The 23,899-nt window shown below is 63.7% G+C and carries 24 protein-coding genes and 1 pseudogene; 14 read left to right on the forward strand and 11 right to left on the reverse strand.

The window, feature by feature from the left end:
• Positions 1 to 52: 52 nt before the first annotated feature.
• Positions 53 to 1,552 (forward strand): glycoside hydrolase family 43 protein, encoded by a 1,500-nt coding sequence (locus tag QRM95_RS05720; RefSeq protein ID WP_285246841.1) that lies wholly within the window; start codon positions 53 to 55, stop codon positions 1,550 to 1,552.
• Between the two features lie 22 nt (positions 1,553 to 1,574).
• Here QRM95_RS05720 and QRM95_RS05725 read toward each other — a convergent pair whose 3' ends face one another.
• Both QRM95_RS05725 and QRM95_RS05730 read right to left on the reverse strand, forming a co-directional pair.
• A complete protein-coding gene (locus QRM95_RS05725) occupies positions 1,575 to 2,231 on the reverse strand; it encodes an MBL fold metallo-hydrolase (RefSeq protein WP_285246842.1) in 657 nt (218 codons plus the stop codon).
• A gap of 103 nt (positions 2,232 to 2,334) precedes the next feature.
• Entirely contained in the window at positions 2,335 to 3,165 is an 831-nt protein-coding gene (locus QRM95_RS05730) for an IclR family transcriptional regulator (RefSeq protein ID WP_285246843.1), read from the reverse strand.
• Positions 3,166 to 3,313: 148 nt separating this feature from the next.
• Here QRM95_RS05730 and QRM95_RS05735 point away from each other — a divergent pair, with 148 nt between their 5' ends.
• The 3 genes from QRM95_RS05735 to QRM95_RS05745 are packed head-to-tail and all read left to right on the forward strand — an operon-like array spanning position 3,314 to position 7,997.
• Entirely contained in the window at positions 3,314 to 6,043 is a 2,730-nt protein-coding gene (locus tag QRM95_RS05735; RefSeq protein ID WP_285246844.1) for an alpha-L-rhamnosidase, read from the forward strand.
• The gene (locus QRM95_RS05740) at positions 6,040 to 7,032 is read left to right on the forward strand and encodes an alpha/beta hydrolase (RefSeq protein WP_285246845.1); all 993 of its coding nucleotides are present in this window, start codon (positions 6,040 to 6,042) and stop codon (positions 7,030 to 7,032) included. Before QRM95_RS05735 ends, QRM95_RS05740 begins: the two co-directional genes overlap by 4 nt.
• Positions 7,029 to 7,997, forward strand: coding sequence for an alpha/beta hydrolase (locus QRM95_RS05745; protein WP_285246846.1), 969 nt, complete (start codon positions 7,029 to 7,031; stop codon positions 7,995 to 7,997). Before QRM95_RS05740 ends, QRM95_RS05745 begins: the two co-directional genes overlap by 4 nt.
• Here the strand turns inward: QRM95_RS05745 and QRM95_RS21085 are convergent.
• On the reverse strand, positions 7,915 to 8,175 hold the full coding sequence (locus tag QRM95_RS21085; RefSeq protein WP_109044224.1) for a PaaX family transcriptional regulator C-terminal domain-containing protein: 261 nt from the start codon (positions 8,173 to 8,175) through the stop codon (positions 7,915 to 7,917). The two genes, QRM95_RS05745 and QRM95_RS21085, sit on opposite strands and share 83 nt — an antisense overlap.
• 346 nt (positions 8,176 to 8,521) lie before the next feature.
• Positions 8,522 to 8,919, reverse strand: a pseudogene (locus QRM95_RS05750) (recombinase family protein); the annotation flags it as partial.
• A gap of 246 nt (positions 8,920 to 9,165) precedes the next feature.
• On the opposite strand from QRM95_RS05750, the gene QRM95_RS05755 reads away from it, so the two are divergent.
• The gene (locus tag QRM95_RS05755; RefSeq protein WP_285246847.1) at positions 9,166 to 9,462 is read left to right on the forward strand and encodes a hypothetical protein; all 297 of its coding nucleotides are present in this window, start codon (positions 9,166 to 9,168) and stop codon (positions 9,460 to 9,462) included.
• Between the two features lie 59 nt (positions 9,463 to 9,521).
• On the opposite strand, the gene QRM95_RS05760 is transcribed toward QRM95_RS05755, so the two are convergent.
• Complete coding sequence (locus tag QRM95_RS05760) at positions 9,522 to 9,848, reverse strand: hypothetical protein (RefSeq protein ID WP_285246848.1); 327 nt, start codon at positions 9,846 to 9,848, stop codon at positions 9,522 to 9,524.
• A 400-nt stretch (positions 9,849 to 10,248) separates the two neighbouring features.
• Here QRM95_RS05760 and QRM95_RS05765 point away from each other — a divergent pair, with 400 nt between their 5' ends.
• Positions 10,249 to 10,656, forward strand: a complete 408-nt coding sequence (locus QRM95_RS05765; RefSeq protein ID WP_285246849.1) for a hypothetical protein — start codon at positions 10,249 to 10,251, stop codon at positions 10,654 to 10,656.
• Positions 10,657 to 10,746: 90 nt separating this feature from the next.
• Here the strand turns inward: QRM95_RS05765 and QRM95_RS05770 are convergent, their stop codons facing one another.
• The 3 genes from QRM95_RS05770 to QRM95_RS05780 all read right to left on the reverse strand — a co-directional run bounded on the left by QRM95_RS05770 (position 10,747) and on the right by QRM95_RS05780 (position 13,839).
• A complete protein-coding gene (locus tag QRM95_RS05770) occupies positions 10,747 to 11,433 on the reverse strand; it encodes a DUF4304 domain-containing protein (RefSeq protein ID WP_285246850.1) in 687 nt (228 codons plus the stop codon).
• Between the two features lie 73 nt (positions 11,434 to 11,506).
• On the reverse strand, positions 11,507 to 12,217 hold the full coding sequence (locus QRM95_RS05775) for a DUF2625 family protein (protein WP_285246851.1): 711 nt from the start codon (positions 12,215 to 12,217) through the stop codon (positions 11,507 to 11,509).
• Between the two features lie 1,400 nt (positions 12,218 to 13,617).
• Entirely contained in the window at positions 13,618 to 13,839 is a 222-nt protein-coding gene (locus tag QRM95_RS05780; protein ID WP_285246852.1) for a hypothetical protein, read from the reverse strand.
• A 528-nt stretch (positions 13,840 to 14,367) separates the two neighbouring features.
• Here QRM95_RS05780 and QRM95_RS05785 point away from each other — a divergent pair.
• From QRM95_RS05785 to QRM95_RS05795, 3 genes are all read left to right on the forward strand, one after another.
• The gene (locus QRM95_RS05785; RefSeq protein ID WP_285246853.1) at positions 14,368 to 15,075 is read left to right on the forward strand and encodes a hypothetical protein; all 708 of its coding nucleotides are present in this window, start codon (positions 14,368 to 14,370) and stop codon (positions 15,073 to 15,075) included.
• 108 nt (positions 15,076 to 15,183) lie between these two features.
• Positions 15,184 to 15,519, forward strand: a complete 336-nt coding sequence (locus QRM95_RS05790) for a hypothetical protein (protein ID WP_285246854.1) — start codon at positions 15,184 to 15,186, stop codon at positions 15,517 to 15,519.
• Between the two features lie 124 nt (positions 15,520 to 15,643).
• Positions 15,644 to 16,012: a hypothetical protein gene (locus QRM95_RS05795; protein ID WP_285246855.1), complete on the forward strand. Its 369-nt coding sequence runs from the start codon at positions 15,644 to 15,646 to the stop codon at positions 16,010 to 16,012.
• Positions 16,013 to 16,702: 690 nt separating this feature from the next.
• On the opposite strand, the gene QRM95_RS05800 is transcribed toward QRM95_RS05795, so the two are convergent.
• Positions 16,703 to 17,275 (reverse strand): suppressor of fused domain protein, encoded by a 573-nt coding sequence (locus tag QRM95_RS05800; RefSeq protein WP_109863679.1) that lies wholly within the window; start codon positions 17,273 to 17,275, stop codon positions 16,703 to 16,705.
• A 330-nt stretch (positions 17,276 to 17,605) separates the two neighbouring features.
• Between QRM95_RS05800 and QRM95_RS05805 the strand changes: the two genes are divergently transcribed.
• On the forward strand, positions 17,606 to 18,049 hold the full coding sequence (locus tag QRM95_RS05805; RefSeq protein ID WP_109863678.1) for a hypothetical protein: 444 nt from the start codon (positions 17,606 to 17,608) through the stop codon (positions 18,047 to 18,049).
• A 36-nt stretch (positions 18,050 to 18,085) separates the two neighbouring features.
• Here QRM95_RS05805 and QRM95_RS05810 read toward each other — a convergent pair whose 3' ends face one another.
• Positions 18,086 to 18,460: a hypothetical protein gene (locus tag QRM95_RS05810; protein WP_285246856.1), complete on the reverse strand. Its 375-nt coding sequence runs from the start codon at positions 18,458 to 18,460 to the stop codon at positions 18,086 to 18,088.
• 985 nt (positions 18,461 to 19,445) lie between these two features.
• On the opposite strand from QRM95_RS05810, the gene QRM95_RS05815 reads away from it, so the two are divergent.
• On the forward strand, positions 19,446 to 20,018 hold the full coding sequence (locus QRM95_RS05815; protein WP_285246857.1) for a hypothetical protein: 573 nt from the start codon (positions 19,446 to 19,448) through the stop codon (positions 20,016 to 20,018).
• A gap of 214 nt (positions 20,019 to 20,232) precedes the next feature.
• Here the strand turns inward: QRM95_RS05815 and QRM95_RS05820 are convergent, their stop codons facing one another.
• Entirely contained in the window at positions 20,233 to 20,700 is a 468-nt protein-coding gene (locus tag QRM95_RS05820; protein ID WP_018763268.1) for a MarR family winged helix-turn-helix transcriptional regulator, read from the reverse strand.
• 130 nt (positions 20,701 to 20,830) lie between these two features.
• Here QRM95_RS05820 and QRM95_RS05825 point away from each other — a divergent pair, with 130 nt between their 5' ends.
• From QRM95_RS05825 to QRM95_RS05835, 3 genes are read left to right on the forward strand one after another with little or no spacing between them, the layout of a single operon-like run.
• Positions 20,831 to 21,769, forward strand: a complete 939-nt coding sequence (locus QRM95_RS05825; RefSeq protein WP_285246858.1) for an SDR family NAD(P)-dependent oxidoreductase — start codon at positions 20,831 to 20,833, stop codon at positions 21,767 to 21,769.
• Between the two features lie 2 nt (positions 21,770 to 21,771).
• On the forward strand, positions 21,772 to 22,665 hold the full coding sequence (locus QRM95_RS05830) for an amidohydrolase family protein (protein WP_285246859.1): 894 nt from the start codon (positions 21,772 to 21,774) through the stop codon (positions 22,663 to 22,665).
• A 1-nt stretch (position 22,666) separates the two neighbouring features.
• On the forward strand, positions 22,667 to 23,881 hold the full coding sequence (locus tag QRM95_RS05835; protein WP_285246860.1) for an acyl-CoA dehydrogenase family protein: 1,215 nt from the start codon (positions 22,667 to 22,669) through the stop codon (positions 23,879 to 23,881).
• The last annotated feature ends 18 nt before the right edge of the window (positions 23,882 to 23,899 follow it).

The following is a 23,899-nucleotide window of genomic DNA, read 5'->3' on the forward strand; positions in this document are numbered from 1 at the left end:
ACGAATGAAATAGGGCCACACGGTGCGCCGGGCCAGGCGAAAGGATGGCTGGATGCACTCCAACCCCATCCTGCCCGGCTTCAACCCGGACCCGACCATCGTCAGCACCCCGGACGGTTACTACGTGGTGACATCATCGTTCGAGTACCTCCCCGGACTGCCGGTTTATCACAGCCAGGACCTGCAAAGCTGGCAGCTGATCGGGCACGTGGCCACACGTGAGGAGCAGGTCCACGTTGCCAACGTCCCGACGCCCGGAGGGGTCTGGGCGCCGACGCTCCGGTACCGCGACGGCGTGTTCCACCTGATCGTCTCGGTCTTCCTCGGGGGCCGCGGCTGCGTGCTGTTCACTGCCACAGACCCCGCCGGCCCCTGGAGCGACGGGATTGTCATCGACGCGGTGGACGGCATCGACCCGGACCTGGCCTGGGATGAGGACGGAACCGCGTACGTGACCTTCGCCCGGCACCCGGACGCGATCCAGCAGGTCCGCGTGGATCTGGAGACCGGGACAGCCCTGGAGGAGCCCAGGCCGCTCTGGCGGGGCAGCGGCCTCTACTCGCCTGAGGGTCCGCACCTCTACCGGCGCGGCGACTGGTGGTACCTGCTGGCGGCCGAGGGTGGGACGGACAGGGGCCACGCCGTCACGGTGGCCCGTTCGCGCCGCCCGGACGGACCCTTCGAGGCGGCGCCGCACAATCCCATCCTCACCGCAGCCGGTACGGGCTCGCCCATCCAGAACACCGGGCACGCAGACTTGGTGGAGCTTCCCGACGGCGGCACCGCCATGGTGCTGCTGGGCGTCCGTCCGGTGGGCCTCACCCAGGCGTTCTCCCCGCTGGGCCGCGAAACCTTCCTGACCACGGTGGACTGGGTTGACGGCTGGCCGTACGCAAGCCTGCCGGTGCCGTCCGCCGTCCTGCCCGAACGGGCCGGGTATGACTTCACCGCGGGTGCCGGCCTGGACCACCCGCACTGGATTGGAGTCCGGCGGACACCTGCGGACTTCACCACGCCAACGGACGGCGGACTGGTCATCACTGGAGACGGGAACACCCTTGACGCGCCCCGGCCCGCGTTCCTCGGGCAGCGTCAGCGCCACCTCGGCATCGAATTGCGGGCCGTCCTGGACGTCACCGCCGGGAGCGGCGGCATCGCCGTGCGCAATGCGGAGGACAACTGGTTCGGCGTTGAAGCCGGCAGCAGCAGCGCAGGTGTTACGGTCACCGCGCGGGCCGTCGTCGCAGGCTTTGACCGTACCTGGGAGGCAACGCTCCCGCACGGTGACGTTGAATTGGCGATCCTGGCCGAGCCGCGGTCGCCCGATTTCACGGCCGGGGCCGTGGGCGGCGACAGGATACGCCTCCTCGCCCGGCCTGCGGCGCCTGACGCTGCCTCGGATGGCCGTGCCAGTGAGGTGCTGCTCACCGAACTGGACGGCAGGCACTGGGCGTTTGAAACCGCCAAGGCGTTTACCGGGCGGGCCTTCGGCGCCTACGCCGTGGAAGGAGACGTCGTGGTTCGCCGCCTGGACTATTGCGGCCAGGGATAAGTGCTGCGTCGGCTGTTACCCATCACCCTGGCTCGGGGCGTTGGAACAGGAGGTGCCGGAGTTGGGCCGCAGGGTCAGTCACTTCATCTCCATGGGAGAAGAGCATTCTTTCAGGGCGGAGTTCGTCAAGCTTGCGCAGGGACAGTTCAGCCTGCTCTGCATCCGCCGTAAACGGCGATGGAGGCCGCACCATCTTGCCCCCAATCGTGCCCACCGCATCGCCAACGAACAAGGCGCCCGATGCCTCATGAAACAGGCTGATATGGCCTCTGGTATGGCCAGGGGTGGAGATGACGCGCAACCCGCGGACGTAGTCTCCCTCCGAAAGAGGCTTAACCGGCTTGTCCGCAGGAATCTCCCGAAGATCTTCCGCCCCGGACCAGATGGCGGCGCGTGGAACCATTCCCATCACCCCTCCGAGCCCGCCAACGTGGTCGGGGTGCGAATGGGTGAGGATGACATCGGTGATGTCATCCCAGGCGGCGTCGGCTTGCTCCAGCGCCGTGCTGATTTCGGCGCCACTGCCCTCGAGCCCGGCATCAACGAGGATCAGCCCGCCGGGAGTCCCGAAAAGAAAGCACCGCACATCGAAGTCCAGCTCCGTCGGAGCGGCCACGCCCGCGGGCAAGTGAACCTGCTGGATTGCCGGCACGATCAAGATGCCGGTTGATGTGCCCATGGGGATCATGATGCGACGAGGTCCCGCCGACGTCAACGGGGATCCAGGTCCGGATGGTGGCTTGGCGGAGGTGCCCTCTGCCGGAGCCGGCACCGGGCAGCCGCTACCCCTGGGAGTGCGTCCTGACGTCCGCGCTTGCCTGTGCCTGGAAGCCGAGGTTGCGGGACACCGCCCTGGCGGCGGCGCGGACCGCCGGGCCCAGGACGTTCGGCGGCGTGGAGCCGTCCGGAACCACGATGGACAGGGACGCCACCACGGCACCCTGGGCGTCGAAGATGGGCGATGCCACGGACACGGTCCGGGAGGGCAGGCTGCGGCGGATCATGGCGATGCCGGTCCGCCGCACATCGGACAAGGTCCGGCGCAGCTGGCCCTCGGGCATCTCGGATACGCCGGGTTCGATCTCCGGCGGCCGCTTCAGGATGGTTTCCTGGAACTGCTGGTCCGCTCCGGCCAGGAGCACCAGGCCGATGGCCGTGGACCGGAGCGGTGCCCGGCCGCCCACCCGGTACGCCACCTCGGTGGCGTCCTTCGCGGACAGCCGCTCGATCAGCACCGCCTGTTCGTTGTCCCGCACCGCCAGCAGGACGTGGTGCCGGGTGACCTCGAAGAGGTCCTCCAGGTAGGGGAGCGCGATCTCCCGCACCCCATGCCCGCGCGGCGACAGCGACGCCACCTCCCACAGCCGGACCCCCACCACGTAGCGGCCGTCGTCCAGCCGTTCCAATGCACCCCACGCCACCAGCCGGGCGATCAGCCGCAGCGCCGTGGGCGCCGGCATCTCCGCGTACCGGGCCAACTCGGACAGGGTCAGTGCCCGGCGCCGGTCCGAGAAGACGGCGAGCAGGCTCAGCGCCCGGTCAATGACCGGTTCGCCCTGTTTCGGCCGCTTGCCGCGGGCCGGCGGGGTATCCGTTTCCGGGGTGGCAGTCATGGCAGTTCCTCGCGCCGTGGATCGTTGCGGTGGCCCGCAGTGAGCTGAACCACAATACTATTCCAACCATTGAAAGCACCCTGTGGGGGACCGGTGGCGGCACACGATGCTGGAACTCCCAGCAACCGCACGCCAGGAGTCCCGCCGCATGACCGTCCCCACCCGGCTTCGGGCCGAACACCTGTCCGAGGCGATGGGCCTGACCATCCGCGAACCCCGGCTCAGCTGGACACCGCCCGCCGGAACCGTCCGCCAGGCCGCGTACCGGATCACGGCCGGCAACGGCTGGGATACCGGCAGGGTGGAGTCGGCTGAAAGCGGCGGCATCCCCTACAGCGGCCCCGCGCTGGACTCCCGCAGCCGGTTCGAGTGGCGGGTCCGCACCTGGAACATCGACCCCGCCGGCACCGAAACGGCCAGCGGCTGGTCCGAACCGATGTCCGTGGAGCTCGGCCTCCTGCACGCCTCCGACTGGACGGCGCAGTGGATCGGGCCCGGCGAGGAGGACGTCCCCGCCCCCGGGGAGCGGCCCGGCTGGGCCCTCACAAAAACCTTCACCCTGCAGACTGCTCCGGAGCAGGCCCGCGCCTACGCAACCGCCCACGGCATCTACGAGCTCTTCATCAACGGCGGCCGCGTCGGAGACCAGCAGCTCACCCCCGGCTCCACCAGCTACAACACCACCCTCCAGGTCCAAACCCATGACGTCACCGGCCTGCTCCGCGAGGGCGTCAACACCATCCGCGCCATCCTCACCGACGGCTGGTACCGCGGCAGCTTCGGCTACACGCGCGACGCCGACACGTACGGCACGCACACGGCCTTCCTGGCGCAGCTTGAGCTGGAGTCCGGGGCGGGCAGGCAGGTCATCGGCACGGACGCGACCTGGCAGGTGTCCGGCACGGAGATCACCAGCGCGGACCTCATGGCAGGCCAGCGCGTCGATTTTCGATCGGACGACGCCGGCCGCGCACCTTCCGCCGGCACGGCACCTGGGCCCCGTCCCGCCGTCGTCCGTCCCGGCAGTGTGGACGCACTGGCCGGGCCCCTCGCCCCGCCCACCCGGGTCACCCGGGAACTCACCCCCGTTTCCATCACCCGCCTTCCAAATGGCAACCAGGTGGTGGACTTCGGCCAGAACATCCACGGCTGGATCCGCCTCACCCAACTGGGGGCGCCGGGCGACATCGTCACACTGGAATACGCCGAGGCGCTCGGCACGGACGGCGACGTCACCCGGGACCACCTGCGCCCGCACAATTTCCGCTCACCTGGGGCGTTCCTCGACGCCGGCCAGGTGGACACGGTCATCTCCGCCGGCGCGCGCGGCGAGGTCTTCGAACCCCGCCACACCACCCATGGCTTCCAGTACGTGTCCGTGCAGGGCCTTCGCCGGGACCTGGATCCCGGGGACGTCACCGGCTGCCTGGTCCGGACGGACCTGGAACGCATCGGCACCTTCCGGTGCAGCGACGAGCGGCTGAATAGGCTCCACGACATCGCGGAATGGAGCTTCCTGGGGAACTCCTGCGAAGTCCCCACCGATTGTCCCCAGCGCGAGAAAGCCGGCTGGACCGGAGACTGGCAGCTGTTCGTCCCCGCCGCCGCCTACCTGTACGACGTCACCGGGTTCTCCCGCAAGTGGCTGCGGGACGTCCGGGCGGACCAATGGGAGAACGGCGTCATCGCCAACATTTCACCGTCGGCCGGGCCCGCCGTCACCTCGGCCGAGTTCATGGGCTTCACCAACGGGTCCGCCGGCTGGGGCGACGCGATCGTCATGGTGCCGTGGGAGGTCTACCTGGCCACCGGTGACGCCTCGATCCTGGCCGAAAACTATGGTGCGATGAAGCGCTGGCTCGGCTTCGTCCAGACCTCCGCCGAAACCCGGCGGCACCCCGCCAGGGCCGCCGCACACCCCACCCCGGCACCGCACGAACAGTACCTGTGGGACACGGGCTTCCATTTCGGCGAATGGATGGAACCGGCCGGTCCCGAGCCGGACCTCTTCGCCGCCCGCAGCGCCGACAACGGCATCGTGGCCACCGCCTACTACCGCCACACCACGGACCTGATGGCACGCATCGCGAGTGTTTTGGGGCGCGATGACGAGGCGGCAGGGCTGGCAGAACTCTCGGGCCGGATCCGGGACGCCTGGGAAACGGAATACCTCGGCCCGGACGGCCGCGTCACCCAACCGAGCCAGGCCAACTGCGTCCGTGCCCTGGCCTTCGGCCTGGTTGGCCCCGACCGCTGCGCCGGCGTGACGGCGCAGCTGGCGGAGCTGATCCGGGACGCCGGCACGCACCTGGGCACCGGCTTCCTGGCCACGCCCTACCTGCTCCCCGTCCTGGCCGACAACGGGGAACTGGACCTGGCCTACCAGCTGCTCATGCAGGACACTGAACCGTCCTGGCTGGCCATGGTGGACCGCGGCGCCACCACCGTGTGGGAGCTGTGGAACGGCATCGACGCCGCCGGCACCGCACACCAGTCCCTCAACCACTACAGCAAGGGCGCGGTGGTGACCTTCCTGCACCGGTATACGGCCGGGCTGCGCCAGGCACCGGGAAGCGCCGGCTGGGAACGGATCATCATCGAGCCACGCCCCGGTGCCGGGCTGGCCTCCGCCTCCACCTCCCACCTGGGGCCGCGCGGCCTGATCCAGGTGGAGTGGGCCGTGGCGGAGGGGGCAGCGTCCCCGGGGAAACAGCACGACGCCGGGCTGACGCTCACTGCCACGATCCCCGCCGGCACCACCGCGGAGGTGCTGCTGCCCGGCGAACCGGCCGTCGTCGTCGGGCCGGGAATCCATACTTTCGTTGCCGCCACCGGTGGGGACGCTGCCACACCCGAACTGATGAGGAGCACACTATGACAGTGGAAGACGCTACCGGCATTCTCGACCCCGCCCGTCCTGACGTTTCCCGGCCGGGCGGCAGGGACGTTCCGGCGTTCCCCGTCTTTGACGCGCCCGGAACACCGGAGCAGGTCTCGGACGTGTCCGCCGTGCACCGGGAAATCACGTATGCCCGGGCCATCGGGTTCCGGCCGCTGAAGCTGGACATCTGGCTGCCGCGCCAGGCGTCCGGCCCCACACCGCTGGTGCTCTGGGTGCACGGTGGCGCGTTCCAGCTGGGCGACCGCCGGGAACTGCCGCCCACATTCGCACCCAACTCGGTGTTCCGGCTGCTCAACGAGGCCGGCATTGCCTGTGCCACGGCTGACTACCGGCACTCCCTTGAGGCACCCTTCCCCGCCCAGCTCCACGACCTCAAAGCCGCCGTCCGGTACCTGCGCGAATTTGCCGCAGAGCTGAACGTCGACCCGGACCGGTTCGGCGCCTGGGGTGAATCCGCCGGCGGCCACCTGGTGGCCCTCCTTGGACTGACCGGCAACCACGGCGGCCTTGAAGGCGGACTTGGTGCGCAAGGGCACTCCAGTGGCGTCAGCGCCGTCGTCGACTTTTACGGTGTTTCCTCGCTGGTGGACATCCCTCCCATGTCCATGCCTGAGGGCTTCTTTCCCGCTGCCCTGACCGCGGCGGTGCCGCCTGGCATGTCCCTGCAGCCTGAGTACATGCTGGTGGGCGGCTCGGATGATCCGGAGCTGCTGGCTGCGGCCAGCCCGGTCAGCTACGTGGACGCCGGCGCCGCACCGTTCCTCCTGGTCCACGGTGACTCCGACGGGCTGGTACCGCATTCGCAGACCGACCTGCTGGCCGCCGCGCTCGCCGAGGCGGGGGTGGAGCATGAGGTGGTGACCATCGAGGGCGCCGACCACTGCTTCTTCGGCGCGGAGGGCAGGATGGCGGACATCCTCGACTCTGCCGTCCGCTACTTCTCCAGGAAGCTGGGCACGCCATGACACCACGGACAGAGCCAGTGGCGGTTGCCGCGGAGGCTCCCACGGCCGGCGGCCCGGGGGGAACCGCCGACGGTTTCGCCGAGTACCTTGCCAGCCCTGAAGGCCCGCGGTTCCTGAATCCCGACGCCGTCCGGACGCCTGGCCCCGACGTCCCCATCCACACGGTCACTGCGGACGGGCGGCACGGGCCGGTGTCGCTCCGGATCTACGGCGAAGCATCCGGAACCGGCAGCCCGGCCCTGGTGTGGCTGCACGGCGGCGGCTTCGTCAGCGGCAGCGTGGACATTCCCGAATCTGATTACCTGGCCCGGGTGCTTGCGGACCGGGGGACGCCGGTGCTGTCCGTTGACTACCGGCTGGCACGGGACGGGGTCTCCTACCCCATTCCGCATGACGATGCCCTGACGGGATGGTTCTGGGCGCGGAAGAACGCCGCATCCCTGGGGCTGGATCCGGACCTGCTCTGTTTGGGCGGTGCCGGTGCCGGCGGCAACCTTGCCGTGGGCGCCGCGCTCTACCTGGTTGACGCGGGCAAGCCGCTGCCGGCCAAGCTCCTGCTGGCCTACCCCTTCCTTCATGCCGAACTCCCGCCGCCGGCCGGCGGCCTCGACGAGGCGGTCATGGCCGGCCTGCCCCGGCATTTACGGTTCACCCTGGAGGACTGCATCCGCACGGCGGAGAACTACGTGGGCGGACCTGTCAGCATGGCGCCGTCCTATGCGATGCCCGGGTATGCCGATCCCGCCGGCCTTCCGCCCACAGCGCTCCTGGCCTGCGAATACGACGACGCCCGCGGCTCGACCGAGCTTTTTGCTTCCTCGTTGGAGCGGGCCGGGGTTCCGGTGTCCTCCTTCCTGGCCCGGGGTGCCGTCCACGGCCACCTCAACCACACGGCAGGGCTTCCCGAGGGGCAGCCCGCCCTGGACTTCCTGGCGGCGGAACTGGCGGCGGTTCGGGCGGCATAGGCGGTGGGGTCCTACGCCCTGACCCGGAAAATTCGCGGGTGAGGAGTTCCGGCGGCAGGCCGGGGTCCTCCCAGGGGAACGCCCGCCACGCGTCAATGACCCCGGTCCGCAGCCAGAAGGCCTCTTCGCCGCTGAGCTGGTGCGGGTCCAGGGGACCGGGCCGTAGGTATCGATGTATGGCGTGTACTGCCGGCGGACGTCGTCAGGATCCCACGCCTCAAGCAGCGGCCGTCCGCGCAGAGCGGCGGGCCCAGATCTAAAGATGGGTGGCGACGCCAGAGCGTAGGCTGACGCCAACTATGCCGGCTTCGAAAAAGTCACGATCCCTCTCGATGACTGGCAATCAAAGTGGCTTTCATTTTCCGAAGTCGTCTGCACACGCTGCCCCGAAAGTGCCGGATGTGTGCAGACGGGTATGGGAATCGGAGTGTTCGAAGTCCTCTGCACGAGGCGTCACTTTGGTCGAGAGTCTTCTGCACGAAAGCTCCAAGGCCGTGCCCTCACTGCCGGGAAGCGATCACGTTCGCCACCGCCATGCCTTCACGGGTCCGGGCGCGAATAAGGTCGGATTCAAATTCCGCGACCATGCCAGGGACGTTGAACAGCAGCTTTCCAACCGGGTCATGGGGTAGTAGATGCTGCCTCCGATGTTGAGGATTACGCCCTTGCGTGTGAGTTCGTCGGCAATATCCCTTGCGTCCGGCAGGGACCTTGCCAACCGGTCAAGTTTGGTGACAACGAAGGTGTCGCCGTTGCGGCACGCCGCCGGGTCCTTTTTCAGGCCGGGCCGGTCTCGTTTAGTGCCGGTAAATCCGTGGTCGACGTGGACCATGTCGTCGTTGACTCCCAGGCCGTGGAGGGCATGACGCTGGGCGGTGAGGTCCTGGTTGCTGGTCGAGTAGCGGGCATTACCGATGAGCATGCTTCGGGCTGTAGCGTATAAGGCCCCTTCACCGGGCATTAATTCGGGCGGGGTATACGGGAATCCGGCCTTGGCGGATGCACGCGGATTTGGAACGAGTCGATGGGCAGCGCCGGCACGTCCGGTGGACGACCGGCTTACGGGCGCTCGGTGTCTCGTAACCCGGGGTGGTTTGACCATTCCTGTGAAACAGCGCTCAGTTTCAAAAGCCGTACATAGGGAGCATTGTCTCAAGTCGAGGTGTCAGTGAAGATTGCGTTCAGCAAGCGGATGAAGACGAGGAACCAGAATCAGATTTCCCTACAACGCAGGAGAATGCACTTGAGTGGTTTACGGACAACCGTGATCGTCGGAGTCTCAATCAGCTTTGCTGCGTCTGCTCTTTTGGTGGCATTCGGCGTCTATTTCTTGGCAATCGGCAGTGGTGTGCTTGGCATCGCCATGATCGTGGGGGCCCTGGTGTCACTCGTAGGCGGTATCGGAGTCCTTCGTGGTTTTCGCCCCATCATTGGCAAATCACACGGCGAGTCGGCTGAACGTTAGAGGATCCCTTGCTGGACGGATGAGTGTCAATCGACTCGGTGCGTCACTTGTCCTGGACATTAGATGTTTTTTCCATCCGCCGAATCACACACGTTGCTTGCAATCACGGTGTCGAGGAATCGCGTGAGTAGATCCCTCAGTTCCTCTGGGGACTCCAGTTCCACGTGCTCAAAAACCGAGGCCGTGAAAGGTCCACGATTAAATTCCGCATCCCCGGATTCCCAAAGCAACAACTCGACATCAGAGTCCTTGGAGAGTGCAACCAAGAGATGAGCTGAGGGGTTATCCATGTCCGGTGGGCTGAGCATAAATGTGACTTGGCCGTGCTGTTCCAGGATGTAGCGGTGTGCCGCGAACCAGGCTTCGAGGCGAATGAGGTGAGTCATCGGCTACTGACCACCACGATGCGGGTCGCGGACGGCAGTCCGATAGTTACGTGCGAGGCTTCGCAGATTGAGTAACTCGAGCTCGTGGTTGAACCGGTCCGAACTCGGCGCGGGGCTTAACCTTCGAATTGCGTCCAGATCGATGACTGTATGACATCCCCGTTCAGCCGCGCCTAGCGCATCCGCAAGCGTTGACTTTTCGACGCCGACGGTTCCATTCACGAAGATCGAGTCCATGCCATGATCTTGTCAAGAAACGCAGGTCTTTACCTGACGCAGCGCCCGATAGCCGATCCCTGAGCGGGCGAAGTCAAGCTGGCCGTATGAAAACTGTGCTGCATTTCCGCCTCTAACCGCGTTACTCTGTCGCCAAGTTCTTTCTGCGATATGGGAGCGTCTTATGGATGAAGGCAGTACCGCTTTTACAGTTGCCTTCCCCGAGGCTAAGAAAACCAGGACGGCCAGCACCTTGGCCACAGCTTCCTTCTTAGTGTTCTGGATTCTGTGGGGCATCGATTCATTCGGGGGCTCTGATCTTCCGGACCTTCCGTGGTTCAGCCTTGGGCTCATCCCATTCGCGCTGTTCGTGGCATTTTCCATCTACGGATGGCGGAAGCGGAAGGAGCTTGCACCCCTCATCAACCAACGATTCGCCGAAGAGTTTTCCGCGCACACCAACGAGGACTACCCAAAAGACGTGGACATTTTGAAGGTGCAACAGTCTTTGGCTGTTAGGAGGGCGGACGGATCAGTGCGCCGCTGGGGTGTAAAGCGGAAGAAGGACGTCTTCAACGTGTTCCCCATGTGAGTCGCTGCACACTTAGAATCTTCACCGGAGCGAGTGCGCCCGGTTGAGGATCCTTGAACGGGAACTTGGTCTTCCGTTCGGATATTGGCATTAAGCCGGCGGACGGCCCTTGATTTCTGGGATCAAGTCTTGGTGGCCGTGACGGTCGAGGTAGCTCGTGAGGTATCGAATGTGCGACTGCAGGACGGGACGTTGGACATATTCGATCAGTACTCGACGCTCTCGCTCGTCGTCTCCCCGGGTCCGGCAGAGATCTGCGATGTCGAGTGACCCGGCTGGGCCGAGGCCCAATGGGAGCGGACCGACCTCGTCAAGGCTGACCGGGATGCTGAGCGCGTCGGGAAAGGAATCAAGCCACGGTAGCCCGACCTGGCGCAGTGCACTGTCGGCATTCCCTGACGCGTTGGGGTCGTCGAGCTTCCACCAGCTATCACGCGCATCCTGCCCGCTGATCAGTTGACCGATAGTCCGCCTTAGATGGCAGTCGTAGTCATTGATCCACGGACGTCGAGGTGTGTGAGTACGGGTCATCTCCGGCACATGCACCCCGAAGTCGAGCCGGAACGACCCATAGAGACGCTCGCGCAAGCCGGGGACCTCCGTCCATGCGGGTGGTTCCTTTGGCGCCATCCAGAAGTAGACCACGTGAACGAGACCATCGCTGGCGAGACGGTTGGAGCAGTGTCGACGCTTCTTGAACCCCGCCGCCTTCAAAAGCGGAGCTTGGTTGTCAACGATTGCGCGCATTCGCTGAGATTCAGGAGTCAAATCCGTCACCGGCCAAATCTATCGCCGGTCCACGCCCAAACCTGCCCGCGGAAGCCTGTTGAGCGTGTCCTTATGAGGATCCTCACCGAACGCCAGGCGGAGGTCCTCCATTCTGATTCGCGCTGAGGCTGTTGGCCATGTGTTCATTTAAATAGAGCAGTTCATGGAAGGGAACGGTTTTTCTTGCCGCCGTTGCGATGTTCTGGCCCTCCTTCGTGAAGAGGAACGGGTAGACGCTTATGCCCTCGTCGAGGGACAGCGCTGCGACCTCTTCTTCCCATCCCGGCCATCTCAGTTCGCGGTAGAACTCCGTTGTTCCGCCCCCTACGAGCCACTCGACGAATGCCGTGTGGCCGGCTCCGAGGGGCGTCCACTCCAGAGTGTCCGGACCCCAGTAGCAGACTTCACCGGGCTCGGCACGAAGATCATCGTGATTGATAGCGAAAACGCCACCCAGGACGTCGTAAGCAATGACGAGATGACTTGGGGGCACTGCACGAGGATCGGGATCACCTAAAGCGTTTACTGTAGCGATGTCCTCGATTCCATTGGCGCCAGCGCCGAGAATGCGGACCCATCCGTGGTCGATGACGATAGCCGCGCAGTTCGACGCAATTGCTCCCAGCGTCGACGCGGCTGTCACCTGCAGGCGGAAGAGAACGTTCCTTTTGGACGCGTCGTCCGCTGCCAACACTTTGAAGTCGACCACCGCGCCAGCCAAGAGCTCCTCCAGCCACGGCCACGCGGGAGAATCGACGCCAAGAAGCTCGTCAGCAGATCGTGTTGGAGTCATAAAAAGATCCTGTCATAGGTCCGATTTCCCAGCTGCCGCGACTCTAGGAACGCAATGCCACCCGGACTTTCCGGCGGCGCCGGTCCCTTCTGTGTCCGCAACGGGATCCCTCAACGGACGGATAAAGCCAGGTTCACCGTGTTTACTCGCGCGGACCGGGAGATTTCCCGCTGATCGCAAGGCCTAATCGGTAGCTGTGGGTTTCATGCTTTGCGCTTCCCTGTGTAATAACCAGCAAACATCAGGATGAGCCCGCAGAAAATGATTACGTACGGCGAGCCGCCGACTCGCTCCGAAGGGACCTGGATGGCCAGCATGGTCCCGATGAGCGCATTAAGCGCACCCACGCAGAGAAGAAATATGCCTAGCCGCCGGGATGCCATGACGCCAGCATAATTGCAGTCCATCTTGTCTAACCAGAGCGCAGCGCCCGGTAAAGGATCCGCAATCGGGCACATGTGCGCCCTTTGAGCCACCGGCTTAGGGGCACGTCCCGGCCAGGTAATCTCAACGGTGGACTCTCTCGCTCCCCGCGCCCCCGTGCAGGCTATCCTGTGGACATGGCCACGGGGGCAGGCAAGAGCGACAACAGATACGAGTGGCAGTCATGGCCACCGGATTCCCTAGAGGGAATGCCGCCTAAGCGGAGGCGCTTGGCCGGTTGGGCAATTTTTTGGTTCATTATCCTGGGATCACTGCTGGGGTCCGCCCTCGAGGCATTCGGCGTTCCGGAACCGTGGCGATCCACGCTTATAGCCGCCGTTTTGGCTGCAATGTTTGTTCCTTTAATCCGGGCCGCAGCTTCGGAGGCCCGACAGCTCCGCGCCGAAGGGATTGAACTGCCTTCCTACCGGGTTACCCGCAAATCATTGATCTCCATGAGGGTCCTCAGTGGTGTTCTTTGGATCGCCTTTGCCGTAGCAGCATTCAGCGGGAGGCCCGTCTTCCCGCTAGTGCCGGTTGCCGCCACAGCATGGCTGGTTTTCCAAATCCAGCGGTGGAGAAAGCCATCAGCCGACGAAACCGCAACTGCGCGTACCGAGACGCCTGACTCGCCGAACTGACTACATCAACGGCGGCCGGTGAAGGGATCCTTTACCGGGCGCCAGGGAGACTGCTGAACCACCGGATTACGGGCCCGCGCAGGGGGATCTATTGGTTCAAGATTCCGATTACCAGGCATGCGACGCCCAAGAGTCCCACAAGAACCGACGAGGCTACTACGTGCTTGTACTGGAAACCAACCCTTCCTGATCTTCCACTTCGGGCGAGATCTTTCCGCGGCAAAACGTCGAAGCGGGCAAGCATCCACCGCAGCATCAAAAAAAGACCAACTGCACTCAGCAGCAGGAAGATGCCCATAATGACAAAGAATGGCCCCGTTACACCGGGCCCCCAGGTCATGTCCTGACCGCCAGAGTGACGAAAGTGATAACTCCCGCGGCCACCAACAGCAAGACGCAAAAAGCCAGCCCGAGCTGTTCCAATCCCTTCACGCGGCTACCGGGCACTTCTTTGCCTCCAACAAGAACCGTGATGATCTGCGCCTGCCGGCGAGCGATACGCTTTCTAAAAATGAGCCATACCGTCCCCACGACGGCGAAAACTAATGCTTCGCTCATGCTCTACCTGCCCGCAGTATGGTTAGCTCTTCTTCCTGTGAATAGTCACTCACAAAACTGCAGGCACGGGAACGTTTTTGGGCAAATCCCTCAAGAGGTCGCTACGTAATAAATCAGCTGCGCCGACGGGGGATCCACTATCGGGATGCGACAGTTGGCGTCCTCAAACTGAAATTCCGTACAGAACCAACGCGGCTAGGCCGATCACTACTGCGACCGACGTCCCTATCAGCCAATGCTTATAGGGATTCTCGTCCATCTTCTTGCCGCGGTGTCTAATCAGGAAAAGCACGGGGAGCCCTGCTGCCACGACCAGAGATCCGATCATTACGACTAGGGCGGCTATTCTCATGTGCGCCAGCTTGCCACATCGAATTATTCATCAACACGTTGACTGGACGATCACAGGTTGGAGCTGGCCCTATTCTGCATCACGCCTTTGAACCAGCACGTCGTTTGCCGAATGCGCCCGCTGAAGGATCGGCTTACGGTCGGTGTACCTCGTAGTGACGAGGCAGAATGTAGACCATGGGGAATGACGACGCGGCGCAAAGACTAGTTCAGCTCGGGAATTGGGACGTTAAGCTCTCGCTGCTGGAAGGGCCGGGGGCTGCTTGGGACGAAATCGTCTCCGCTTGGTTGCCGGCTGAGAACAGGCTTCCACCGAGAGCTCCGGATGACTTCCCGTCTAATGGCTGGAGAATCGTTCACACCTTCCACCCGGAGTGGGCCCACGAGGCCGTGATCCTGGGCGCCCCATCTGAGGTGGAACCCGATAGGTGGGTGCTCGTTCAGCTGTCCCGAGACGACAACGGGTGGCAGTTTGCGGCACCGTTCTCCAGCTGTGGTCCGGTTCCCATCAAGGAGGAACGCCGGATTGGCCTGCGTCTGGACTGGGCAAAAGCAACCTATTCAATGGCGATGGGATCTATGCCTGAGATCAACGTCGTTCTCGTAAACGAATCATTGCGGGAGTGGACGCCCACCGAGGAAGACACCTCCTATGTCCAGGGCCTAGTGCTGAATCAACACGGCGAGCAAATCGGAAACGGCTGGTACGCCACAGGAAGCACCCCACGGTTACCTAGCTTGCAACCAGGGCGGGAAACAATGCTTCCAGTGTTTCGCAATAACCCCGAGCTCAAGAACCTGCCTGCCGGCGATTACCAAATAGTGGCCTTTCTGGCCGCCTTGAACCTTCGGACAGTCATCCCTGCAAAGCTCACCATCGAGTAATCTACGGGCCGCAACCCTCATGAGAGCGTCCGCTGAGGGGTCCTTCACCGGACACTTAGCGCCCATCAAGCAATATCGCACTCATTCCTCAGTGCCTAGAATGCAACCATGTTCACGTCCAACTTGACCATCGTCCGTAAGAGCGGCATGGATCTCACGGTCCAGACCTTGGAGACCACAGAGACCCATCTCCTCATTCGCCTCCGATCAGAGGCCCGAATTCCATCCAGCCATAGGGCAGCAACAACTCTGGCAGCGGTGCATGAGCGATTTACGCTCACAGATGGACACGGCACGGCGCTAATGACCGCGCAAAGCAACTCGCTTTCAGACGGCCCCTTCGGAGGAATCCTCTACCTGGCCTTCCCGTCAGATGGCCAGTTCGATCTAGGCACTCCGCTGACCCTCAAATCCGAGAACGCCGAAGTGACCTTTCAACTCTGACGCAAACGGCGCGGTTGAGGATCCAGTACCGGAGGCCGTGAGGAAAATGTGACCAGCCCTAGCATTGTCGCGCTCTTTCCCACGGCATACTCTTTGAGCCTGATCGGGAATTGGGGGCGGTCGCATGACCGAAAAAATCAGACGCTCATCATTGGCCCTTGCGCTATCGGCCGTCCTGGTTGCGTGCGCTGTTCCTGCCGCGCCGATGACCAAAGCCTCCCCGGAAACACTGACCCCCGCTGCTTCGGGCATGCCAAGCCGGCTTTATACCTACTGCGGAATCAAGGAATTGCGCGTGGAGGACACATTCTTCGTTGCCGAAACACCCTTGGACGACGGTCAGGGCAATCCACCTCCGGGATGGGGAAACCCCTATCAGGACGGCGCCGTGACCGTGTCCGGTTCAAAGGCTATATTCCGGGACGACAATGGCCACATCGTCACCTTTCTTGCTCCTCCCGGTGCCACAGGCTTTCTCAACATCTGCTCCTGACCGTCGATACGCCGCCCGATAAGGGATCGTCTTATGGGACGGTTGAGGAAGGCGGCGTGGCATCATTTGATTCCTATTCCGAGTGGCTGCGCCATCTCAAAGCGGAGGGTTACGCTTCGGCCATGGGTAACGTTAAAGAACGCACCGTTCAGCCGAGCCTGTTTTTTAGCCGGGGAATCTTATTCGCACTGGTTGTCGCGCTGGTGGCCTTACTTCTCTTGTCCGTCGTGGTGCAGGTGTGGGTTTGGCCGGCGGCGGTGGAGCGGACGGTCTCCCTTTTCCCTGAAGTGGGTTCTCTCGCTGGCCAGGCAATCCTCTGGGGTGTCTGCGCGGTCCTGTGTTGGCAAGTCATTGCCGTGATTGGGCTGGAACTGGTCCGCCGCGCCCTCGGAAATAGAGCGGACTCATCAATTCGAAGGTGGATTGGCGCGGTGATCGGCTGCCTGCTCGTATTCGCCGCGCTCGTAACGGTGGCTTTCATCGCGCTGAACGAAAGAGGCTACACGCCGCCAGGGGTGATGCTCGGGCTTGTCACGGCAGGGCTCATCGCGCTGATCTCAGCGGGAGCGCTAGCCGTCTTTCTTGGTAGCAACCCCCCCATTGAGCATGTACTCGCAGAATTAGACGGAGGACGCCGGGGCAGTAATCGGAGCGCCCGTAGAAGGATTCTGTACCGGCCGCGGCGACCATCTATATGGTGTGGACTGGCAGCGAAGGTCGGCGCCAGTCCGTCAGGTCCGGGTCGTGTTCGGCCAAGAGGTCTTCCAAGGCCGGCCAGCCATGCGTCGAAACAAAGCCAGCTTCGGCAGGGTAGAGCGGCATGAGCCAAGAGATGACGATCGGCCCCTCGGGGTCCTCACATGTCGCGAACGCTTTCGGCTGGTAGACGGGGATACCGAAGTAGAAGGCTTCAAGGCCGGTGTCTGGATCCAGCGGCCCCCACGGGCCGATGACCTCACCCCGCAGAGGCGCCCGCCCCTGGTGGATCACACCATCCACGAGCTGCTGCAAGATCGACGGGACGAAGCGCTCAAAGTGGCCGCTTCGGACCATTATCAGGAGCTCCATCCGGACGGACGCCTTACCCGGCACGGCCAGCGGGTACCGGCTGAGACCCAGAGTCGAATACGAGGTCACACCCTCTATCGGCCCGTCAACGAGCCTGATGACCTGCGCATGCTGCGGGTGGCCGTCTGCATCCTTGGACCACCCCACGGCAATGGTCCCCAGATACTGTTCAAGGTGCTCGACAAGGTGTGCCATGGGCCAACCCTACCGACGGTTTAGTGTTCGATGGCTTTGCGGTCCATGGACTTGAGCGCCGCGAGCGGGAAATCCAGTGGGGCATCCGCGCCAGCTCCCCCCACTGAGAAGGAAGCTGTTCGCCCGGAAGGAGCACCTTGTCACTGAGCGTTCCTAGCGTTACACCAAGACGCGAGTTGCAGAGCGTTCGGTAAGGGATCCCTCACCGGACACCGCGCTGATTCAGGAGCTCAGGTTAGTGGGTGCCTTTATCGAGGACTATGCCCACCAGGGAACCAGTCCCGCTTCTGTCTTGGGTAGGGTAGGGTTTTCAAACTGTTTGGGGGAACATTGAAATACCGCACACTGACGACTGTTTCCGCCGTTTCTGCCCTGCTTTCTCTGACCGGGTGCTCCGGCTACTCAGGAATCGCCGCCGTCCAAAGGACCGCAGAAGCCAAAGACGATATTCCCGCCGAAATCGGCAGTGTAAACCCCAACCTGCCGTCCGGCTTCCGGTTTCTCACCGAGGACGCTGGCGTGAAGTACTACGCAGCCGAAAGCTCTGACCACGCCACTGCGTGCATTGCCGTCTACCCAGTCGACGAGCCCGACCAGTGGTTCACAGGCTGTAGCGATGGGATTACTGGTGACCGTGAAATCGTCACCGTTAGCCACATCGGCCAGCCCACTGTAAAGCTGGTGACAACCGGCTTCGATACCCGTTCTCTTGAATCAGACGGCTGGCGCAAAATTCACAGTAACGTCCTTGTGGGTACGGTCACGCGCCCGTAAGCCGTTCCCCAAGTGGGCGCCCCAGCGTCGCTCGGTTTACTTCGATTCGAAGGAGATGGTCTCTGTGGTCGCGTCTTCGACGGCAGGCTTCCCGTAGATCAGTGCATACCGGGAGTACGGCTCTGGCTGATCGTTTTTGGAGGTATGGTGATCCTCCCAGCTGAGGAAAATCTCGAAGGGATTTCCTCCTGCTTTGCTTCTTGCCCAGGCTATAACGTCAGTGACTTCTCTGGCATCGGTGATATCCCATTCATCAACGAGCCAGGCGAAATTCATGGCCGGCGGTGGAAACCAAAAACGCACTCTGTAGCTCGGCGGTAGATCGCCACCTCCGACGGAGTCATCTGGAGCAGCTCGCACAATCCGCATAGGCCCGAGCCTACGCCGCGAAGTCGGGAGCAGGTGGCCCATGCACCATCCTTTACAGGGCGCATGGGAAACCGAACTGAAGACGTTGCTCGACCTTGCCGGTATTCATATCCGCTGCTCAGTGCCTTGCAGGTCACTCCAATGGAGGCTCCGTCTCCGTGAGATCGACGCGTTGCTCAGGCTGCGGAGTCGTGGCATGGGAAGAGCCCGCGGGCGGGGCATCAGGGTGCTTCAGCCATGCGTTGGACTCCGCATTTCCGTGCGCGACAACCTCGACTGCCACAGAATCCCAGCGATAGACGATGGTGCCGGCGGCGGGACGCTGCGATGTGATGTAGAAAAGTCCGGGCCAAGCTAGGGCGCCGATTGGCGGTCCATCGGGATCCGGATTCGCCAGGCTCACGCCAGCTTCCCATGCCACATCGCGACCGACATGAAATGGCAGCCCGACAACATCAGGCACCGTTACCCGGTCGGCGGACCTTTCTTTCATCCTCCGCAGCGGCGTCCGGTGGGGATCCCCCAGCGGACAGAGTTTGTCGAGGGTGGCCAGCGGCGACCGGCGAGATGAAGATAGAGGTAGTCCAATCCAATTAGGGGGCAAGGTGATAAGCGCTTTTCGATGGAGCCGGGTCGCCCTGGTCTTGACAGCAGTGGTAGGTGCGGCGTTAGTCCTTCTGGCGTTTCCGCTCACTTTGTTCCTGGCTGACGGACTGCCCATCCACCCTTTTTCTGCAGTTCTATGCATTGGGGGTGCCGGAGTCCTAGCTCTAGGTCTGTCCGCCGCCAGTTTCTTACGTCCTGGGACCCGTGCAAAAAAGTTTTGCACCATCGGATCGGGCATGGTCGGCATGGCTAGCCTCGTTATTGGAGCACTTACCCTTGACCAGCTCTATACCGCGATCTAGCTGGGTGCCTTGGCTGAAAAACCAAAACTCACTTTCGGCGGAGGACAACTACCTCAGGGTCGGCGGCGCCCGCTGAAGGATCCACTTACGGCACAAGCAGCCGACGCTAGGCTGAGGTTGTGATCGAGTCAGCCGCCTTTGTCATACGCGCCGTTGGCCACGCCGTGGATTTGGTTGTCGATCCGTTCCCTCCTTTAGACCCTATAGCGGCGCTGCAAGCTGCCAGACGGGGCCAAGAACCGGAAGCCCTTCGAGTGCCTCTGGTGTTCACCGGAGTGCATTCGGGACCAGTCGAATTGGCGATCGAGGTTTTGCAAGAACGTCCGGAAGCCGCGGCTCCTGTGTGGGAAGACGTCCACGAAGTGTCCCTAACACTGCCGGAAGGGCGGGCCTACTTCAATACCCCCACGGATTGGGAAATGAAGGACATTGGCAACGTAACCGGTGACGAAAAGGGCAGCTACCGTGCAAGGGTCCACAGTACCGGCCGCGATGCAGCTTTTGACCTCGTTGTGGACGCCCCGACCGAGCAGCACCTGGTCCAGGTCTGGAAAGAATCAGTATCCCCGCCAATTACTATTTCGTCCCGGTCAGAACATGGCAAAAGCATTCCGGAGTTCATCAGGTCGTGGCAGACATCCGAAACCGCGACGTCGCGAACAGAACCAGGGCCTATTGACCTTCCCCGATAGGTAATCCCCCCAGGGTGCCCGGTAAAGGATCCTTCAGCGGGCGCTCGGATGACGTGTACGGCATAGGCCGTGTCTAGGCGGCTCTGCCGTGGGGACCCGGCGTTTGACGGGAGGCGTCAGGGGATTCTGGGTCGTCCGAAACCTCGTCGAAGAAACGTCGGGGTCGTGGTAGCCACAGCGGGACGATGAGAATTACAGAAATCCAGCCGGACGCCTACTCCGCCGTGCCCCACAGGGCCTTGCGCAAAAGCCGCTTCAGTTCCTGGGACTCACCGTCGGTCAGTCCGGCCAGCTGGTGAAGTTCCGCGGCGTCCAGGGCTGCCCGGGCCTTGGTATGCATCCTGCGGCCCTCGGCCGTGGAGACGATGATCTTGGCCCGACGGTCCTGCTTCCCCTGCGCCCTTTCCACCAGCCCGCGGCGCTCCAGGTCGTCCACCAGGGTGACCACCTGGCTCGGGTCCAGGCTGAGGAAGTCCGCCAGTTCCCGCTGCGTCGGCTCCAGCCCGCTGCACGCCAGCGTCAGGACCGAGAAGGAACGCTCCCGCAGGCCAAAGTCCGCCAGCGCCTTGTTGTTCAGCACCGAGCCGGCGGCGTGCAGTTTGGCCAGCAGCAGACCCACATCACTGCCGATCCTCGCTGCCGCAAGGCGGGGGGTCTGAACTTCGGTGCCCAAGGTGGCCATCACAACTCCGGTGTAAAAAACAATCGTTGACTTTTTCAATGATCCGTAATTTCATTGATCCCGACAAGGATCTCACACCGCAGTGGGACCACCCCAACGGCTTCGGCCGGCGCATGCGAAGGAGCAGGCCATGAGCTTGAACGGCAAGGTTGCAATCGTCACCGGCAGCGGGCAGGGCCTCGGCCTTGCCTACGCACGGGAACTGGCCCGCCAAGGCGCCGCCGTCGTCATCAATGACGTGAACGCTGAGACTGCCGCCCAAGCTGTGGCGCAGATTGAGGCCGACGGCGGCCGGGCCGCCGCGGTGGTGGTTCCGGTGGGAACCACCGACGCCGCCAAGGCCCTGGTGGCCGGAGCCGTCGACACCTTCGGCCGGCTGGACATCCTGGTCACGAACGCCGGGATCCTGCGTGACAAGTCCCTGCTGAAGATGACGGACGAGGACTTCGACCTGGTGATCAACGTCCACCTGAAGGGCACCTTCACCTGCGTCCGCGAAGCCTTCGCCTATTTCAAGGAAAACAACATCCAGGGCCGCATCATCACCATTGGTTCCCCCACGGGCCAGCGCGGCAACTTCGGCCAGACCAACTACGCCGCCGCCAAGGCCGGCATCGTGGGCATGGTCCGCACCTGGGCGCTGGAAATGAAGAAGGCCGGCGTCACGGTCAACACCGTCATCCCGGTCGCCGCCACCGCCATGACCAAGACCGTCCCCTACTTCCAGAAGGCAGTTGAAGCCGACGAGCGCGGCGAGGCCATGCCGTCCTTCTTCCGCCACGACCTGGGTTTTGGAACGGCCGACGACGTCGCCGGGCTGGTTGCCTTCCTCGCCTCCGACGAGGCCGCCACCATCACCGGCCAGGCCATCGGTGCAGGCGGTGACCGGCTGCAGGTGTGGACCCACCCGGAGGCAGCCACTACCGAATACCGGGAAGGTGGCTGGAGTTACGAGGCGCTGCTGGAAAGCGCCGGCCAGTTGTTCACACCGGAGACGCTTCAAAGTTACGGCGAGGAATTCCTGCCGCTGCCAGCCGACCTCCAGCCCGAACCGGCCCAGGCCCGCTGATCATGGCTACCGACCGCTACGAGCTGGGCGTCGACGCCACCAAGCTCGACGCCATCGACATGCACGTCCACCTCGAGGTGGACAGCTGCGGCCACGGCTCCCTGCCGGAGGAACTGACGGAAGCCTCGGCCAAATACTTCAAGGCCGAGGACCGCACCCCGTCCCTTGACCGCATCGCCGAGGTGTACCGCGAACTGAACATGGCCGCCGTCGTCTTCACCGTGGACGCCCGCACCCAGCTCAAGCACGAACCCAACAGCATCCCCGAACTCATCGCCGGCGCCGCCCGGAACAACGACGTCCTGATCCCGTTCGGCAGCGTCGATCCGCGCACCGGCGAGGACGCCATCGCAGGGGCCAAGCACCAGGCCATCCAACTCGGCGCCCGCGGCTTCAAGTTCCACCCCTCCCTGCAGGGTTTCGATCCGTCCAACGAACGCTTCTACCCGCTGTGGGAGACCCTCCAGGAACTGGGGTTGCCCGCCATCTTCCACACCGGCCAGAATGGCATGGGCGCGGGCCTGCCCGGCGGCTATGGCATCAAGCTCGCCTACTCCAACCCCCTCCTCCTGGACGCCGTGGCGGCGGACTTCCCGGGCTTGCAGATCATCATGGCCCACCCCTCGGTGCCGTGGCAGGACGAGGCAAACTCCATCGCCACGCACAAGGCCAACGTGTTCATCGACCTCTCCGGCTGGTCGCCCAAGTACTTCCCGGAGTCCCTGGTGAAGGCCTCCAACTCCTACCTCCAGGACAAGGTGCTGTTCGGCACCGACTTCCCGCTGATCACCCCGCAGAAATGGCTCGGTGCCTTCGCGGACCTACCCCTGAAGGACGAGGTCCGGCCCAAGATCCTCAAGGACAACGCGGTGCGCCTCCTCGGGCTGGGTGGCTGAGATGGGCACCAGCAGCACGACGACGGCACCCGGCGTGGGTGCCCGGCTCTACCAAGCGGCGGACTGGTACGACGCGGAGTCCCTGCTCACTCAAGACGAGCGCCGGGTCCTGTCCCGGCTGCGGAACTTCCTGGACCGGGAAGCAAAACCCCTGCTGGCCGAGTACTGGGAACGCGGCGAATTCCCGGAGCAACTCGCCCGCCCCCTGATCGACCTGGACCTGATGGAACCTGCGGAGCTCACCAAAGATGGGCCCGCGCGCGGGATCTACCAGGGCTTCCGGATCTTCGAACTTGCCCGCACCGATGCCTCGCTGGCCACCTGGTACACCGCCCAGGCCGGCCTGTTCCGGACAGCCATCCGCGTTGGCGCCTCTGAGGAGCAGCAGGCCGCATGGATGCCCAAGGTCATCGACTTCTCGCTCAAAGGCGTCTTCTCCCTGACCGAGCCCGAGCATGGATCGGACATCGCCGGCGGACTGTCCACCACCGCACGCCGTGAAGGGGACGGCTGGATCCTTGACGGCGCCAAGCGCTGGATCGGTGGCGCCGCCACCGCGGACGTCCTGGCCGTCTTTGCCCGGGACACCGCCGACGGACAGGTCAAGGCCTTCCTCGTGGACCGGGAGGCCGACGGGGTCACGTTGGAGAAGATCCACGGGAAGACGGCCCTGCGGATGATGCAGAACGCCCACATCACGTTGGAAGGCGTCCGTGTCCACGAGTCCATGCGGCTGCACAACGTGGACTCGTTCAGGGACGTCGCGGCGATGCTCCGGGCCATGCGCTCGGACGTCGCCTGGATCGCCACCGGAATTGCCGCCGGCGCCTTCGAGGCAGCCCTCGCCTACGTCAACGAACGCCGTCAGTTCGGACGCACCCTGGGGTCCTTCCAGCTGGTCCAGGAGAAACTGGCCCGCATGCTGGGGAACGTCACGGCCAGCCTGTCCCTGGTGGTCAGGCTCACCGAGCAGCAGACCAAAGGCACCTACCGCGACCAGGACTCGGCCTTGGCCAAGATGCAGACCTGCCTGTTCATGCGCGACACCGTAGCGCTGGCCCGGGAAGTGGTGGGCGGAAACGGCATCACCCTCGCCGCCGACGTCGCGCGTTTCCACGCCGACGCCGAGGCCGTGTACTCCTACGAAGGCACCCACGAGATCAACGCCCTCATCATCGGCCGCGCCCTCACGGGCCAAAGCGCCTTCACCCGCTGAACCACTTCTTCCCCACCC

Source organism: Pseudarthrobacter sp. efr-133-R2A-89 (assembly GCF_030209315.1).
GTDB lineage: Bacteria > Actinomycetota > Actinomycetes > Actinomycetales > Micrococcaceae > Arthrobacter.